The sequence below is a fragment of the Streptomyces sp. NPDC037301 genome (genome assembly GCF_055602785.1).
Genome location: NZ_JBVJWD010000069.1, coordinates 13,026 through 28,603, shown reverse-complemented (window position 1 = coordinate 28,603; position 15,578 = coordinate 13,026). Strand labels below are relative to the sequence as shown.

The following is a 15,578-nucleotide window of genomic DNA, read 5'->3' as shown; positions in this document are numbered from 1 at the left end:
CCGGACGCACCGCCACGGCAGGGGAACTCACCTCACCCGACTACTGGGTGACCCACGTCCGCGAAGCCGTCCGCTTCAACGACGCCATACGCGCCGCAGTGGCACGTGGCGTAACGCGATTCGTGGAGCTGGGACCGGACGCGGTGCTGTCAGGGCTGGTACAGCCGTGCCTGGAGGCAGGCGAGGCCGAGCGGGTGACCGTGGTGCCCATGATGCGCAAGCGGCGTGACGAGGCCCGGGCGGTTCTGGCAGGACTGGGACTGCTGCACGCCGGCGGAGCCGCAGTGGACTGGCAGGCGCTGTACAAGGGCAGTGGCGCACGCGCAGTGGACCTGCCCACCTACGCCTTTCAGCATCGCCGCTACTGGATCGACTCGCCCGCGCTCTTTGGTGGGGCTGTCACCGACGGGCTCGATTCTGCGGCCGGACAGGAGCCCTCCGACGGTCTGGCGGCGGTCCGGCTGCTCGCACGCCTGGCCGAACTCCCTGCACCTGAACAGGAGAAGTTGCTGATTGAAGTAGTGGTGGGACACATGGCTGCGGTCCTGGGCCATGACTCTGCCGGTGAAGTCGATCCGGAGCGCGGCTTCCTGGAGGCCGGAGTCGACTCGCTCTCCGCGATAGAACTGCGGAAGAGTCTGCAGCGCGCCACCGGGCTGGAAGTCCCGGCCGCAGCGGTGTTCGATCTCGGCAACCCGGCCCGGCTCGCCTCGTACTTGCGTACCGAACTGGGCTCCGCCCCGTCGGCGCAGGCATCCGCTGCCGCTGCCCCCCGTGTCGCCGTTGCCACCGCCGGCCCGTCGCGCATGCCGGAGACCCTCAGTGAGCTGTTCCGGGCCGCGGTGAAGGAGGGAAAGATGGCAGAAGGCACCGCACTGCTGAACGCAGTGGCCGAGCTGCGTCCTTCCTTCCGGACAGCCTCCCAACTGCACACCGTGAGCCCGCCGGTGAGGCTGGCCCGCGGCCCCCGCGGTCCGTCGCTGATCTGTTTTCCATCGCCGATGGCGCTCGCCGGAGCCCAGCAGTACGCGCGGCTCGCCGCGAACTTCAGGGGTGTGCGCGATGTGCATGTGGTGACGCCGCCCGGATTCGTGGACGGGGAGCAGCTGCCGGACTCGGTGGACGCAGTCGTCGACCACTTCGCCGAGAGCGTACGGCGGCTGGCTGGTGACGAACCGTTCGCACTGGTCGGCTACTCCTCCGGCGGCCAGCTCGCGCATGCCACGGCCAGCCGCCTGGAGAGCGAAGGGGTGATGCCTGCCGCGATCGTGCTGCTGGACACCTATCTCCCCACCGACGAGAGCGATGAGCAGGCTGCCGCGGACGGCTCGGCGAACGCGGACGACTCGTCCGACGGCCTCTGGGCACAGATGCTGGACGGGATGCTGGAGCGCGAGGATGCCTTCGGCATCTTCACCGCGGCCAGGCTGTCGGCCATGGGCCGGTACAGCTCACTCATCACTCAGCGTGGTCCGCAGCCAGTCGCGGCACCCGTCCTGTTCGTACGACCGACAGAATCATTCATGGGACGAGCCGCGGAGCCCGGGGCGGCCGTGAGCGCCGATGGCGACGAGAGCTGGCGCTCCTCCTGGCCGGCCCCGCACACACTGCGTGAGATTCCGGGGAACCACTTCACCCTGCTGGAGAATTCGGCCCCCACGACGGCCGAATCCGTCGAGAAATGGCTTGAATCGCTCCCGGAAACCATCAGAATTGAACCTTCTGGAAACTGAACCTTCCGGAGATCCGACCTTCCCGCATCCGCTCGCGGGAACGGAATATCCCGCAAGCGGCCCCGGTGACGCACACAGCGCACCGGGGCTTCGTGCTCCCCACCGGCGCGAGTCAGCCAATCATGGAATTGGATGGCTCGAATTCAGCAATAATCACCCCTTAGGGGGTTGGTTAGGGGCTTTGTTGTGTCCGGCGAAATAGTTTACAGTGAATTTGTCTCGATGTGAGCGTGCGCCTCCCCTCCGGGATCAAGGTATTCCCTGTGTTGTGAAAGATTCGTGTGTGGGCCGGTTGTTTTCCCAGAAGTAAGGATATTTGTAGTGAGTTCGGATGGTTCCCGTGTGGACCGGACATCACTGAGTCGGTCAGATGAAGTCGGTCGACTTCATTCGCATGGCGCCTCGTGCGTGGTACGCTCCGGCGCCTGATCACAGGACACGGTCTCAATTTGAGCGAGTTGTTAACAAACCAAGTTCCCCGTGGAAATCCACCCGGGCCCTGCGGGAGGCGACGAACCGTGCCCCGGGCGCAGGGAGCGGGGGAGGTCGCATTCATGGCCGAAGATCCCCTCCCGTCGCGCTACAGCATTGTCGTTCTCAGCGCTCCTGCCGAGACCCAGAGCCGGTCGATGCTGCCGATAGCACAGGAACTGAACCGCAGGGATCACCGGGTCACCTACGTCACCACTCAGGAGTTCGCCGAGCGTGCCGTCATCACCGGCGTCGACGTCCTGGTCCACGAGTCCTGTCCCACCTACGGACTGCAGACCGACCTCCGGGGATGCAGCGGGCCGGCGGACCCCGTGTGTGTCGAAGCCACGCTCGACTGGGCGGAGGCGATCTATGCCGACTTCGCCGACGACGTGCCCGACCTGGTGCTGTACGAGGCTTCGACCCGGATTACCGCTCGATTTCTGACCTTTCGCTGGAACCGGCCGGCGGTGCAGATCTACCCGTCCTTCGCCAACGGCGACGTCCTGGTTCGTGACGACGCCGTCGTATCCGATTCCGGTATTGAGGAGTGCGTCAGTGGCCTTCCCACGGACATCCGGGAGCGGCTGTTCCGCTTTCTCTCCCCGGCAGAGCGAGCAGGTTTGTCGCCAAGCGACTTCTATACGAGACCCGAGCCCCTGTCGATAGCTCTGCTGCCCAGGGAATTTCAGGCAGACGGGCACCTCTTCGACAGTCGCGTGGCGTTCGTCGGTCCCTGCATACCGGAACGCCGGATGAATGAGCGCTGGCAGCTGCCCGCGACCGGCCTGCCCGTGGTGTGCTTCGCCCTCGACCCCGAACTCCTCGGTGCGGACGCGGATTTCCTCCGGAGCTGCATGGATGCCCTCGCCGGACAGCCGCTGCACGTGGTGATCATGACGAACGGCAATTCGGAAGGTGTGCTTCAGGCGGCCGAGCAGTTGCCCAACGTCGAAGTGCATGAATGGGTTCCGCGTTCGGTGGTGCTGCGCTGCGCGGCGGCGTTCGTCTGCCACTCGGACCTGAACAGCGTCATGGAGTCTCTCTATTTCAATACGCCACTGGTCGCAGTGCCCACGTGCGCCAGCGAACGCGCGGTGGCCGACCGGGTGGTGGAACTTGGACTCGGGGTGCAGATGCCGCCGGAGGCCGCCGGTCCGCAATCGCTCGTGGACGCGGTCGTCGTGCTCGTCGGCGACTTGGAGACGGGCCGCCAAGTACGTGCACTCCAACGCCAGGCGCGCCGTGCGGGAGGCGCGCGGCGCGCGGCCGACGAGATCGAGCGTTACCTGGAATGGATCTACGAACCCTAGACCCGGACTTCGCGGGTCGTTGATTCGTATGGTGTGAACGGTCGGGGGGGTGTCCTCGGGCCTGGGTGTGGCGTTGGGTGGGGTGTGTCGAAGACTTCCCGGTCCCCGCGGCCACGGTCTCAGCGTCAGCGTTTTGTAGTAGCGGTGACGTCCGTGGTGGAGAAACGTCTGGGCGCTCCGCCTGTCGTTCCCGAGTTCACTCGTCGGCTGGATCTGGCCGGGATCACCGATGAGGTGTGCCCTGGTGGCGTCAGCGCGCTTGTGACGCACGGGCAGGTCATCGAGGCGCTGGTGGCCAACCGGCTGACCGCGCGCACCGTTGGTGCGGGTCGGGGACTGGGCTCGCACGTGGGCGGTGGAGGAAGTCTTCGGGATCGAGCCGGGCCTGCTCAACGACGACCGGCCGGCTCGGGCTCTGGATGCGATCGCTCCGCGTCTGGAGCACGTTGCCGGTACCGTCGGGGCTCGGGGCGATCGCCGAGTTCGGCATTGACGTGTCCCGTCTGCACTGGGACATGACCAGCATGTCCGTCCACGGCGCCTATCCGGCCGAGGGCCAGGACGAGGATTTCCCGGTCATCGGCTACGGGCGTCGGACATGCGTGCCATGGCCGGCACCATGCCGAGGCCGCGGTCGACGGCTGGTACGCGCTGCTGGCCTCGCTGGCAGGAGCACTGCTCCCTGCCCCCGAGAGGCCGCTCAAGCGGACTCGGCCTCTGTCGAAACGATGTTGAGCCTCGCGGCCAGATCGCTTCTCCGGCTGACGTCCAGCTTGCGGTAGACCCTGGTGAGGTGTTGCTCGACGGTACTGATCGTGATGTAGAACTTCCGCCCGATCGCCCGGTTGGTCGCTCCCATCGCGGCCAGCTCGGCGACGCGTCGCTCCGCGTCGGTCAGTGCTTCGGCGCCGGTCGGCTTCTGTTCTGCGTGCCGTCCATCGTTGTGACGCCCGTCAGCGTGTCGCTCCGCCGGTACGGTCGGCGGGTGCGAGGGCCGCGCTACCGGCAGCGGCTGCTCCCACTCCGTCCACGCCTGGCACGACTTCATCATCTCGGCCGCCCTGTCCGCCGTCCCCCTGGCCCGGTCCGCATCGCCCAACTGCCGGTACGTGTCGCTGAGATCGGCCAGTGCGCGGGCGAGTTCGAAGCGGCCGGTGTCCGGTTGCAGCAGCCGTACGGCCTGCTGGAGGAGTGCCGGCCGGTCCTCCAGATCGCCGGCCGCGGCCAGCAGCCGGAGCGATGCCCCCCGGGTGCGCGGCTGGTGCGTTCCAGGACGGGTCAGCTGCTCCTCCATGAGCATTTTGGCCCTGCTCTTCTGTCCGAGGGCCAGCGCGGCTTCGGCGGCGCCGCTGCGCCAGGAGATCACGGACGGCAGGTCGAGTCCCCAGGCCTCCATCAGACGGCCACAGCTCTCAAAGTCGGCGAGCGCCGCCACAGGCCGGTTCGTCGAGAGATGGAAGTGCCCGCGCGCGTTGAGGTAATGGAGTCCGTACCGGGCGTCGAAGAGGGTGTCCGGCACCGGTAATCTGACGTACTTCACTGCCTTGTCGTACTGGCCCATCATGGTCGTGGCGAGGATCAGAGTCGCCAGCGGGGCGCCTATGGCGACGCCCCAGGAGGCTATGGGGAGTTGGGTGAGCGCGGCCTCGCTGTGCTGCACGGCGGTGGCCATGTCGCCCTGGCGGAAGGCCGCGTCAGCGCGTACCGCCGCGAACACTGCCTGCCAGGTTGACGAGCCCTGGTCCGCCGCCTCCTTCAGTAGTTCTTCGCACCAGGAAGCGGCCTTGTCCGGGCGGTCGGCGCAGATCAGCGTGAGCAGGGCGGCGTGCAACGACTCAAGCGTGGCAACACCCAGGCCGACGCTGTGGAGGACCCCCTCGGCGCTGGTCACGGCCTCGTCATCCGCGCCCTGGGTGAGCAGACGGCACAGCACGGTGATCGCCTGGCGTCCGCGGGAGCGTACCGGACCCAGACCTGTCTCCGGTTCGGCCCCGGTCGGCGACCCGAAGGCGCCGTAGGCAGTGTAGGAAGCAGCGGAATCCGGGGAGTTGGAGGCAGCGGAGGACACAGCAGAGCCGGACGAACCGGGCGAGCCTGAGGGAACGGCCGCCAGCGAAGGATGCGAGTACGTCATCCAGGCCTTGAAGGCTGCGAGTTCCTCCGACGGGGCGCTACGGGTCCCGGAGTCGCGTGCCTCCCAGAGGGTGAGCGTCTCGCGTGCCTCGCTGTACCGGCCGTGCCACAGGAGGTTGCGTACCAGCAGGCCCGTGTCCTGGTTGGTCAAGTGCCCGTCACGCAGAGCCTGTTTTAATCGTATCGCGTGGCGCATGGCCTTCAGTGGGCACTTCTGCCAGTCGATGCGCATACGGTCCGCGGTGAGCGCCGTCAGCTGCCGGCTGTCGGTGCAGTAGGCCAGGGCCAGTTCGAGGTATTCGCAGGCCATGCCGGATCTGGCCGCGGCGAGTTCGGAATGCGCCGCGTCCCTCAGGACATTGATCATCCACTCTTCGGGCGCCTTGCCCGCCGCGACGAGCTGTTCTGCTACCACAACCGGTGGCACGCCGTCGTTCTGGAGGGCGGCCGCGACCCGCAGGTGCAATTCGTGCCGGCCTTCGGGCTCCACCTGTTCCAGGATGGCCGTATGCGCGGCGGGATGCCGGAAGTTCCCCGAGTTCAGCAGGCCGGTGGCGGTGAGTGAGGCGATCGCATGCTCCACCGTTGCCGTGTCCAGGCCGAGGATGTGGCCGATCGACACGGATGATATGACCTTGCCCACCGCGGCCACCGCCCGCGCGACTTCGAGGACCGCCGGCTCCGCCAGGTACAGGCAGCCCATCAGCGCATTGCGGAAAGCCTCCTGGGGGACGGCGGGTTCGCTCTCGTGGCTGCTGGCGTTGAGCCGGTGGACCGCCTCGTAGTCGTCCAGCAGTGCGGACAGGAACAACGGGCTTCCGCCCGAGGCCTCCTGGTAGGCCTCGGCGAGCTCCAGTGCCTTGGCCTGGCCGAGTCTGGTTCCAATCATGGTGTGCGCACCGGAACGGGACAGCATCCCCAGCCGTATCTTGCGGCAGTTCGGCTGCCGGAACAGCTCGGCGTGGAAGACCGGGTGGGGCGAACGGACCGTCGACTGTTCGGCGAGCAGCAGCAGCGTCCGCGAGGCCTTCATGCGGCGTTGCAGGAACAACAGCACCTGGAGGGAGGGCGCGTCGGCGTACTGCAGATCGTCGATGCTCACCACCACGGGCCCGCGCTCGCCCAGCTCCAGCAGCAACGACCGGAGGCCATGGGCCACTGCGATGCTCGGCTGGTTCATCAGGACGGGGTCGGAGCCCGTTCTACGGCTGGTGGAGAGCTCTTCCGGCAGCAGCTCGTTGACCCGGTCGCGGAACTCAGGGGGGAGCGCCTCACTTCTGAAGAGCTGATCCATCACGCCCAGCGGGAGCTCGCATTCGGCACGGGACGCTACGGCGGTCAGCAAGATGGCGTTAGAGTTTTCCACCTGTTTACAGAATGTTTGTAGCAATTGCGTTTTCCCGCTGCCGGTCGGCCCGCTGACCAGTGCGATGCTACTGTGCCCCGCTCCCGCACTGGTGAGTAGGGCGTTCAGCGCACTCAACTCGCCTTCTCGGTCGATGAGTTGAGCCATCTGCTGAGCTTCCATCCTGCCCCCTGTGCACGGTCAGATCTCCCAGGGCTGCAAACATAGCAAGTGGATTCGAACGAATGGAGTTCATCTTGATCAAATGAAAACGGAAAAGTGAATTCCGCTGGTAAGTAGCGTGCTCGGCGTCGTCTGCTGTCCATCCGCCGGTATGGGGAAGTGGCTGAAAATGTAGATACGGGGGGACGTGGGATTCGCTGCGGCGCCGGGCCCCGGGCGGTCTCTTCCGGGGGCGGGGCGCGGGTATCAGGTCGCAGTCACCGCGTGACACGCCGTAAATGGGTCACTTTTCGGACACGGCGCCGTCAGCACCGCCCGGACTTGTACAGGGAGCTGGTCGAGTTCCTTCTCCTCGCGCGCCTTGCGGCGGCCCCAGTCGTTCGCTCCGCTGGCCGCCGCCGCTTCGGGGGGTGGCCGGCCGGGAAGGACTCTGCAGGTGCTCGGCCACGGCATCCGCTTGAGGTGGCCGGCCGTCCATCGGTCGATGCTGCGCAGAGAAACAGTGACGGCAGCCGGCCGCGTCTGCCCGGACATCATCGCCCATCCCTTCCGTGCTGGAGCAACCGGGCTCCACGAGTGATTCCCTCACGTCAAGGCTCACCTGCGACGTTTCCTGACCCTGGTCGCCGATCCCCGCGATGTGCGGGGATTTAGGTATCCGGCGGTCGCGTTGCTGTGCGCGGCCGTCGCGGCGGTGCTGACGGGGTCCGCTCGCTCATCGCGATCAGCGGGTGGATCACGGATGCCCCGCAGTACGCGCTGGGTGTCCGGCCTCCTCACGCATCTGCAGCGCCCTCATCAGGCACGGGCGAGACTCGGCCCACTGCCCCCTTGGAATCGGTCATCGTACGTCCAGCAGTCCGGGCGTCATCGCGACCCAGAAGGGATGTGAACAGATGTAACCGGACGTCAAGTTCAGGGCAGCCAGCCGGTGCAAGTCCGGTCCGGGGAGACGCCAGGGTCCCCGGTAGCTGACTCCCGGCGTCGTTTGAGAGGGCGGCGTCGAAGTGGGGTGACATGCGTCCTTCGGGGGCGTGCGACCGACCAGTCCGCAACATGAAGTGAAGCTTGCAGCGTCGTTAATTCCAGCTCGCCCTGCGGGGCGGGCCAAGGAGGTGCCGAGCCCGTGATGATCTGGCGAAGGCCATGGAAGGCGTCCGGGAACCTGGAGCGGGTGCCGAAGAACCTCCCGGCGTAAGGAGCGTGGAATGGTCGGAAGGTTGTCCTGGGAACTGGAGAGGGCCTACTCGGCCCCGGATGTGCGGTCCGGGAGCGTGGCCCGCCTATAACCGGCCGAACCGGGAAGTGGCGGGCTGCCGAGAGGCAGTCGGAGGGGGTCGTAGTAGTGCTGATCGGCGGGACAACACAACCCGTCAGGAGCGAAGGGCCCCTGCTTCATCGATGCGTGACACGAACAGGGAGGTGCCCGGATGAGTGCCGAAACGGCTAGATCCATCCGCCGGGAGGAAGGCCCCGCAGGACCGGGCGGCCGGCCTCTGGACAAGGTCCGAGCCTTGCAGTGGACGCTCTACCGCTGTGCCGAGCAAGAACCCGAACGACGGTTCCATGCCCTGTATTGCCACGTCCACCGCATGGACGTCTTGTGGCGGGCATGGTCGGTCGTGTGTGCGAACCGGGGCGCGCCGGGCGTGGACGGCGTGTCCGTCGACGCGGTGGCCGCCGCCGGGGTGGAGGTGTTCCTGAAGGACCTGTCGGAGCGGTTGCGGACGCATACGTATCGTCCGTCGGTGCTGCGGCGGGTCCAGATTCCCAAGCCGGGGCGGCCGGGAGAATTCCGGCCGCTCTCGATTCCCACCGTGGCGGACCGGGTGGTGATGACGGCCGCGAAGCTGGTTCTCGAACCTGTCTTCGAGGCCGGGTTCACCGACGCGAGCTATGGGTTCCGGCCCAGGAGGTCCGCGATCGACGCGTGCGAGGCAGTGCGCGTGGCTGCGAACCAAGGGCGGGAGTGGGTGTTGGAGGCCGATATCCGCGACTGCTTCGGGGCGATCGACCACGACGCACTCGTCGCTCAGTTGGCGAGGCGTGTGGTCGACCGGTCGGTGCTGAAGCTGATCCGGGCATGGCTGCGGATGGGAGTGCTGGAGGGCGGGGTGACCTCCCCGACCGGGGCGGGAACCCCACAGGGCTCACCGATTTCCCCCTTGCTCGCCAATATCGCTCTGCACGTCCTCGACGAGGCATGGCGGGAACACGGGCAAAGGCTGGGGGAGTTGGTGCGCTACTGCGACGACTTCGTGGTCCTGTCACCGACCAGGGAACGCGCCGAGCAGGCGCGTGAACTGGCGGCGCATGTGCTGGGTGGTCTCGGGATGCGGTTGCACCCCGAGAAGACCGGCATCGTCTGCCTTCGTGAAGGCGGGCAGGGCTTCGATTTCCTCGGCTTCCATCACCGCAAGGTGGAGTCGTGGAAGCGGCGGGGCAGGTTCTACCTGCAACGCTGGCCCTCGGCCAGGGCGTTGGGGGTGCTGCGGGACAAGGTCCGTGCCGCTACCTCCAGTTCCCGGACCGAACGGCCGGTGGCCGCCGTGGTGGCCGACCTCAACCCCGTCCTGCGGGGTTGGGCGGCGTACTTCCGCAACGGGAACTCCGGGCGGAAGTTCAACGCGGTCGACGGCTACGTCCACGAGCGGCTGGCGATCTTTGCCAGCCGAAAACACGGCCTCAAGGGTCGGAACTGGACCACCCGCTACACCTATGAGTGGACCACCCGGCTCGGGGTCTACCGCCTGACCGGAAACGTACGCGGGGTGGCAGCGCATGCCCAGCGGTGAACGATGTCGGAAAGCCGTGTGCGGGAGAACCGCATGCACGGTTTGAAGCGGCGGGGGCTGGAAACGGAGCGGAAGCCACCGCGCCAGTCCCCGACCCTACTAGCATCTAAGGGCTTGCAGCCACTTCTCGTCAGCCATGTCGCCCTCCAGGATGAGTTCCCGGGGGTTACCGGCGGATCGCCGGACGGTTACTGCGCCGCTGTAGGCCCCGTGAGGGGCGGGGGATTAGGTTGGCGGAGAAAAGTCTTCGGGCAGCCGGACTCGCGATGGGGGCGGACATGACCATGCTAAAAGGAGCCAATGTTCCGGTGGCGGCTCACGCCGTGCGGGTCGAACTGGGGTGGCGCACCGCCTCGGGGACACCGGACGTGGATGGCTCGGCGCTCCTTGTCGTGTCGGGAAAGGTGCGCAACGACGCCGACTTCGTGTTTTACAACCAGCCCTCCCACGCATCCGGCGCGGTGCGCCACGAGGGCAAGCGGATCGCCGGTGACGGGGTGACGGACAGCCTCGCGGTCGACCTGGCGCGCATCGAGCCGGCCATCGAGCACGTGGTCCTGGCAGCCTCCGCGGACGGCGGCACCTTCGGGCAGGTGACGGGGCTGTACGTACGGATCACGGACGCGGCGGACGGCTCGGAGATCGCACGCTTCGACAGTGCGGATGCGACGGTCGAGACCGCATTCATTCTCGGGGAGCTCTACCGACGCCAGGGCGCCTGGAAATTCCGCGCCGTCGGTCAGGGGTACAGCACCGGCCTCGAAGGTCTCGCGAGGGACTTCGGTATTTCCGTCGATGAACCACAGCAGCCCCAGCCGTATCAACAGCCCCAATCGCCTCAACAGGCCCAGCGCGGAACGCGGGTTGACCATCTGACGCCGCCACCGCCGGTGCTTGCGCCCGCACCGCCGACGGCGCCACCGGCACCTCCCGTACCCCCGGCCACCCCGCCGGTCCGTCTGTCGAAGGTGACTCTCACCAAGGACGCGCCATCGGTCTCCCTCGCCAAACAGGGCGGCACCTCGGGAGCCCTCCGGGTCAATCTCAACTGGGAAGTGCGCAAACAGTTCAAGGGCTGGGGAAGCAAACTCGGCAGAGCGGTCGCCAACCACGCGGACCTCGACCTCGATCTCTGCGCCCTCTACGAACTCACCGACGGCCGCAAGGGAGTCGTACAGGCGCTCGGAAACGCGTTCGGCGCACTCCGGCAGCCCCCGTATATCCATCTCGACGGAGACGACCGCACCGGCGCCGTCTCCACCGGCGAGAACCTCACCGTCAACCTCGACCAGAAGGACAAGCTCCGCCGCGTCCTGATCTTTGTCACCATCTATGAAGGCGCCCGGAGTTTCGCCGATCTTCATGCGACCGTCACCCTTCGGCCCCAGCACGGCGCCCCGATCGACTTCTCCCTCGACGAATGCACCGTCCCGTCCACCGTCTGCGCGCTCGCGCTCCTCACCAACAACGGGGGAGACCTCACGGTGCAGCGCGAGGCCCGCTATCTCGTACCCGAGCGCGGAGTGAGCCCGCAGCGCACCATCGACTACGCCTATGGGTGGGGCATGAACTGGACGCCTGGCCGTAAATGACCCCCCGGGGGTCCGGCCGGCACTGCGGCCATCGGCCCACGGGCGGCTCCGCTCAACGGTCCGGCGCGGCCTCGGGACGGGCGTACGTACGCCCCTTCCAGGCCGCGCCCCGCCCCCGGTGGTGCTGAACCGCCGAATCGACCGTCATCAGCAGGTAGAGCACAGCGGTGAATGGCAGCAGCGGCGCCAGCCACAGCGACTGCCGGTAGTAGCCCAGCATCGGCATGTACGTCCCGGTCATCACCGCCCACGCCACCCCGCCCGCCCACGCCGCCACCGGAGCACCGCCCAGCAGCCCGGCGACGAGCGTGACCGGCGGCGCGAGATAGACCAGTGCGAGCCCCAGCACCGTCCCGAGGAGCAGCGGCGGACTGTGCCGCAACTGGGCGTATGCGCTCCGTGACACCATCCGCCACAGATCCGCCAGCCTCGGATACGGCCGGACGCTGTCCACCCGCTCCGCGAGCCCCAGCCAGATCCGGCCGCCGCTGCGCTGCACCGCCCGCGCCAGCGACACATCGTCGATCACCGCCTGCCGGATCGACTCCGGCACCCGCGCCCGTTCCGCGGCCCCGGTCCGCAGCAGCACACATCCACCTGCCGCCGCAGCCGTCCGCGCTCCCGCCCGGTTCACCCACCGGAACGGATAGAGCTGCGAGAAGAAGTGCACGAAGGCCGGTACGACCAGCCGCTCCCAGACACTTGACACCCGCAGCCGGGCCATCTGCGAGACCAGATCGAACCCGCCCGAGACGGCAGCGGCGACCAGCCCCCGCAGGCTGTCCGGCTCATGCGCGATGTCCGCGTCCGTCAGCAGCAGATACTCCGGCTCCCGGGCCCGGGCCAGCGAGATCCCGTGCCGCACGGCCCAGAGCTTGCCCGTCCAGCCCGGCTCCGGCTCACCGGGCGACACCACCGTCACCGGCAGGCCCCCATGCCGTACGGACAGCGCACGGGCGACGTCCCCGGTGCCGTCCTTGCTGCAGTCGTCGACGAGGAAGATCTCCGCGGCCCCCGGATAGTCCTGCGCCATCAGCGACGGCAGACTCACCGGCAGCATGTCGGCCTCATCACGTGCGGGCACGACGATCGCCACGGACGGCCAGTGCTCCGGGGCCTCCCGGCACGGCAGCCGCTGATCGGTCCGCCAGAAGAACCCTTGTCCCAGCAGCAGCCACACCCATGCGGCCAGCGAACCCACGGCGATCCAGGCAACGGCACTCATTTGCCGCAGTCTGCCCCACTGTGACGGAACCGCAAGGGCGGTCGACTAAGGTGACCGGGTGAAGATCGCGCTCATGGATTCCGGAATCGGCCTGCTCGCGGCCGCCGCCGCGGTACGCCGGCTCAGGCCCGACGCCGATCTGGTGCTCTCCTCGGACCCCGGCAGCATGCCCTGGGGGCCGCGTACCCCCGAGGACGTGACCGCCCGCGCGCTGGACGTGGCCCGCGCGGCCGCCGCCCACCGGCCCGACGCACTGATCGTCGCCTGCAACACGGCCTCCGTTCACGCCCTGCCGGCGCTGCGCGCCGAGCTGGAACCCGCACTGCCGGTCATCGGCACCGTGCCGGCCATCAAGCCGTCCGTCGCCGGTGGCGGCCCCGTCGCGATCTGGGCCACGCCCGCTACCACGGGCAGCCCCTACCAGCGCGGACTCATCCGGGAATTCGCCGGCTCCGTCGCCGTCACCGAGGTCCCGTGCCCGGGTCTCGCCGACGCCGTGGAGCACGCGGACGAACCGGCGATCGACCGGGCCATCGCCGCGGCCGCCGCACTCACCCCGCGCGATGTGCGGGCCGTGGTCCTGGGCTGCACCCATTACGAACTGGTCGCCGAACGCATCCGTGCAGCCGTGCGGCAGCCCGGTCGGCCTCCGGTCGCGCTGCACGGCTCCGCCGGTGCCGTCGCCGCCCAGGCACTGCGCCGAATCGGGGTCGAACCCGCTCCGTCGGCCGAATCGGCCGACGGCCTCACCGTCCTCCTCAGCGGGCGCACCGCCGAGCTGCCGGAAACCGCTCTGGCCTACGCCGAGGGGCAACTGCTGGGGGCCGTCAGCCCCGCCCGCTGACCCGGCGGAGGCCATCGGGCCCATCCCCGGCGTGCGGAATCTTAAGTACGCTGCTTGACATGAGGGACCACCCCCGAAAACCGAGGCACACCGGAGCCGACCCCCACTCCGACGTCTGGATCGGCCGGGCCACCAATCGGGCCCAGTGGGTACTCGCCGCCGCAGGCGCGGCCTGTCTGGCGCTCGGTATCCAGCTGGCCGTCACCTCCGACTGGGCCTCCGGAATCGCCCCGTTGCTGATGTCGGTGATCGGCTGCGTCGCCGCCGGACTGCTCATGCTGTTCGGCACACTCGCCTTTGTGAACGTGGCCGTCAGGGTCGACGGGGACGCTCTCGAAGTGCGCTGCGGCCACATGGGCCTGCCGCGCCGCCGGATTCTGCTCACCCATGTGGTGGGCGCGGAGTTCGCACCCCAGGTCACCCCGCGCCAGTGGGGAGGCTGGGGCTACCGCTGGCGTCCCGACCAGGGTACGGCCGTGGTGGTCCGCAGGGGCGAGGGCCTGGTGCTCCGGCTCGGTGACGGCAGGACGTTCACCATCACGGTCGACGACGCGGAAGCGGGCGTACGGTTCATCCGCGAGCGCCTGCACCTGTCGGCGACCGGCGCACCGGCCGGGGCCTGATCGCGGCCCGATGCGTTGCTTTCGGGACTCGCGACCGGCTCAGAGCGGAGTGGAGCGGTCCGCTCGCCGTGTGCGACGGGCTGCGTCGCCGGGACGGTTGGCTGCCCCATCTGCGCCCTCCGCACCACGTACCTGATTTACGTCACCCGGACCACGTGCCTGATCCGCACCACCCGGTCCACGTGCCCCGTTCGTACCGTCCTCCCCTGTCGTACCGTCGCCGATGGGCCGCTGGGCCGACGCCAGCCCCGCGAGCAGCCCAGCCCCCGCGGTCACCGGAGTGAAGCTCAGCGCATTGCCGACGCTCGCCAGCACCGCAAGTGCGGTGAGCGCGGCGCCCGCCGTCAGGACGACGGCCGTGGCGCGGGGCGACCGCCACAGCACGTACAGCAGCCAGCCGAAGGCCGACCCCAGCAGCACCACCCCCACCACCCCCTGCTCGGCCGCCTGCTGCAGAGGTGCCGAGTGCGGCCTGCCGTCGGAGTGGACGGTCTGCTCCACGGTGGGGCTCAGCTCGGCGAACCGTCCGGGGCCGATGCCCAGCACCGGATGTTTACCGGCCAGCTCCAACGCGTCCTGCCACAGCAGTACCCGGTTCTCGGTGAGCGGACCCTCCAGGGACACCATGAGGCCCTGGGGCAGCGCGTCCGCGGCGATCGCCCATGACGTAGCGACGACGAGACCGGTGGCCAGGGCGAGCCCGGCGAGGCCGAGCAGCCGTTGTCGCATTCTGGCGGCGGCCAGCGAACACAGCAGCACCCCGAGTGCCGCGGCGAACCCGGCCACCGAGCGCAGCGCCAGCGCGGCGCAGGCTGTGCCGAGCGCCAGCAGCCGCAGGGAGAAACGCAGTGGTGCCCGCCGGGACGCCGCAGCCGCGCAGCAGGCGGCGCCCGCGGCGAGCACCAGCAGTGCGGCGGCAGCCCCCGCGTGACCGGGCGCCGTGTCCACCGTGGCCGTGGCGGCAGGCATGCCATGACGCGAGAGGAGCCCCATGAGGAGCGCCCCCACGGCGGCAGCCGTGGCCGTCGCCACCGGCAGCAGCGTTCCGCAGATCCGACCACAGGCGAAGCCCGCGGCGACGGCGAGCAGAGCCAGCAGGACACCCTCCGGACCGGTCTCCCGTCCGGCGGCGCTGATCAACGACCAGATTGCGCAGGCGGCGAGGATCACGGCCCCGGCTCCGTCGGAAGCATTGCCGCGTTCCCGCGCCCGGCTCCGCCCCGCTGGTGCAATCGTCACGTTCGCCCCCGACCTGTGACCATCCCTTGGCGATCGGCCGGATCCGGCCAATCGGTGGGGGGCTGGCGAACACGGTAATGCC

9 protein-coding genes are annotated in these 15,578 nt (G+C 68.5%); 6 read left to right on the top strand and 3 right to left on the bottom strand.

The window, feature by feature from the left end; translation table 11 throughout:
• Both ACZ7IB_RS44410 and ACZ7IB_RS44405 read left to right on the top strand, forming a co-directional pair.
• Positions 1 to 1,733: thioesterase domain-containing protein (locus ACZ7IB_RS44410; RefSeq protein ID WP_470920714.1), on the top strand; the 1,733-nt coding region annotated here is incomplete at its 5' end.
• 554 nt (positions 1,734 to 2,287) lie between these two features.
• Positions 2,288 to 3,517 carry a nucleotide disphospho-sugar-binding domain-containing protein gene (locus tag ACZ7IB_RS44405; RefSeq protein ID WP_470920713.1) on the top strand — a complete coding sequence of 410 codons (1,230 nt, stop codon included), beginning with the start codon at positions 2,288 to 2,290 and terminating at the stop codon, positions 3,515 to 3,517.
• A gap of 700 nt (positions 3,518 to 4,217) precedes the next feature.
• On the opposite strand, the gene ACZ7IB_RS44400 is transcribed toward ACZ7IB_RS44405, so the two are convergent.
• Positions 4,218 to 7,163 carry a helix-turn-helix transcriptional regulator gene (locus ACZ7IB_RS44400; protein ID WP_470920711.1) on the bottom strand — a complete coding sequence of 982 codons (2,946 nt, stop codon included), beginning with the start codon at positions 7,161 to 7,163 and terminating at the stop codon, positions 4,218 to 4,220.
• A 1,445-nt stretch (positions 7,164 to 8,608) separates the two neighbouring features.
• Here ACZ7IB_RS44400 and ltrA point away from each other — a divergent pair.
• Complete coding sequence (ltrA, locus tag ACZ7IB_RS44395; protein WP_470920710.1) at positions 8,609 to 9,973, top strand: group II intron reverse transcriptase/maturase; 1,365 nt, start codon at positions 8,609 to 8,611, stop codon at positions 9,971 to 9,973.
• A 266-nt stretch (positions 9,974 to 10,239) separates the two neighbouring features.
• Entirely contained in the window at positions 10,240 to 11,565 is a 1,326-nt protein-coding gene (locus tag ACZ7IB_RS44390) for a TerD family protein (protein WP_470920716.1), read from the top strand.
• Positions 11,566 to 11,617: 52 nt separating this feature from the next.
• Here ACZ7IB_RS44390 and ACZ7IB_RS44385 read toward each other — a convergent pair whose 3' ends face one another.
• On the bottom strand, positions 11,618 to 12,790 hold the full coding sequence (locus ACZ7IB_RS44385; RefSeq protein ID WP_470920708.1) for a glycosyltransferase: 1,173 nt from the start codon (positions 12,788 to 12,790) through the stop codon (positions 11,618 to 11,620).
• Positions 12,791 to 12,848: 58 nt separating this feature from the next.
• Here ACZ7IB_RS44385 and ACZ7IB_RS44380 point away from each other — a divergent pair, with 58 nt between their 5' ends.
• Together ACZ7IB_RS44380 and ACZ7IB_RS44375 are read left to right on the top strand one after the other, a co-directional pair.
• Entirely contained in the window at positions 12,849 to 13,634 is a 786-nt protein-coding gene (locus ACZ7IB_RS44380; RefSeq protein ID WP_398635090.1) for a glutamate racemase, read from the top strand.
• 59 nt (positions 13,635 to 13,693) lie between these two features.
• Positions 13,694 to 14,257: a hypothetical protein gene (locus ACZ7IB_RS44375; RefSeq protein WP_470920707.1), complete on the top strand. Its 564-nt coding sequence runs from the start codon at positions 13,694 to 13,696 to the stop codon at positions 14,255 to 14,257.
• Positions 14,258 to 14,296: 39 nt separating this feature from the next.
• On the opposite strand, the gene ACZ7IB_RS44370 is transcribed toward ACZ7IB_RS44375, so the two are convergent.
• Entirely contained in the window at positions 14,297 to 15,490 is a 1,194-nt protein-coding gene (locus tag ACZ7IB_RS44370; protein WP_470920715.1) for an O-antigen ligase family protein, read from the bottom strand.
• Between the last annotated feature and the right edge of the window lie 88 nt (positions 15,491 to 15,578).

What these genes read in the sequence shown, in the direction of transcription:
- ACZ7IB_RS44405 (WP_470920713.1), top strand. Translation starts at nt 2,288, where the DNA reads ATGGCCGAAGATCCCCTCCCGTCGCGCTACAGCATTGTCGTTCTCAGC.
- ACZ7IB_RS44400 (WP_470920711.1), bottom strand. Translation starts at nt 7,163, where the DNA reads ATGGCTCAACTCATCGACCGAGAAGGCGAGTTGAGTGCGCTGAACGCC.
- ltrA (WP_470920710.1), top strand. Translation starts at nt 8,609, where the DNA reads ATGAGTGCCGAAACGGCTAGATCCATCCGCCGGGAGGAAGGCCCCGCA.
- ACZ7IB_RS44390 (WP_470920716.1), top strand. Translation starts at nt 10,240, where the DNA reads ATGGGGGCGGACATGACCATGCTAAAAGGAGCCAATGTTCCGGTGGCG.
- ACZ7IB_RS44385 (WP_470920708.1), bottom strand. Translation starts at nt 12,790, where the DNA reads ATGAGTGCCGTTGCCTGGATCGCCGTGGGTTCGCTGGCCGCATGGGTG.
- ACZ7IB_RS44375 (WP_470920707.1), top strand. Translation starts at nt 13,694, where the DNA reads ATGAGGGACCACCCCCGAAAACCGAGGCACACCGGAGCCGACCCCCAC.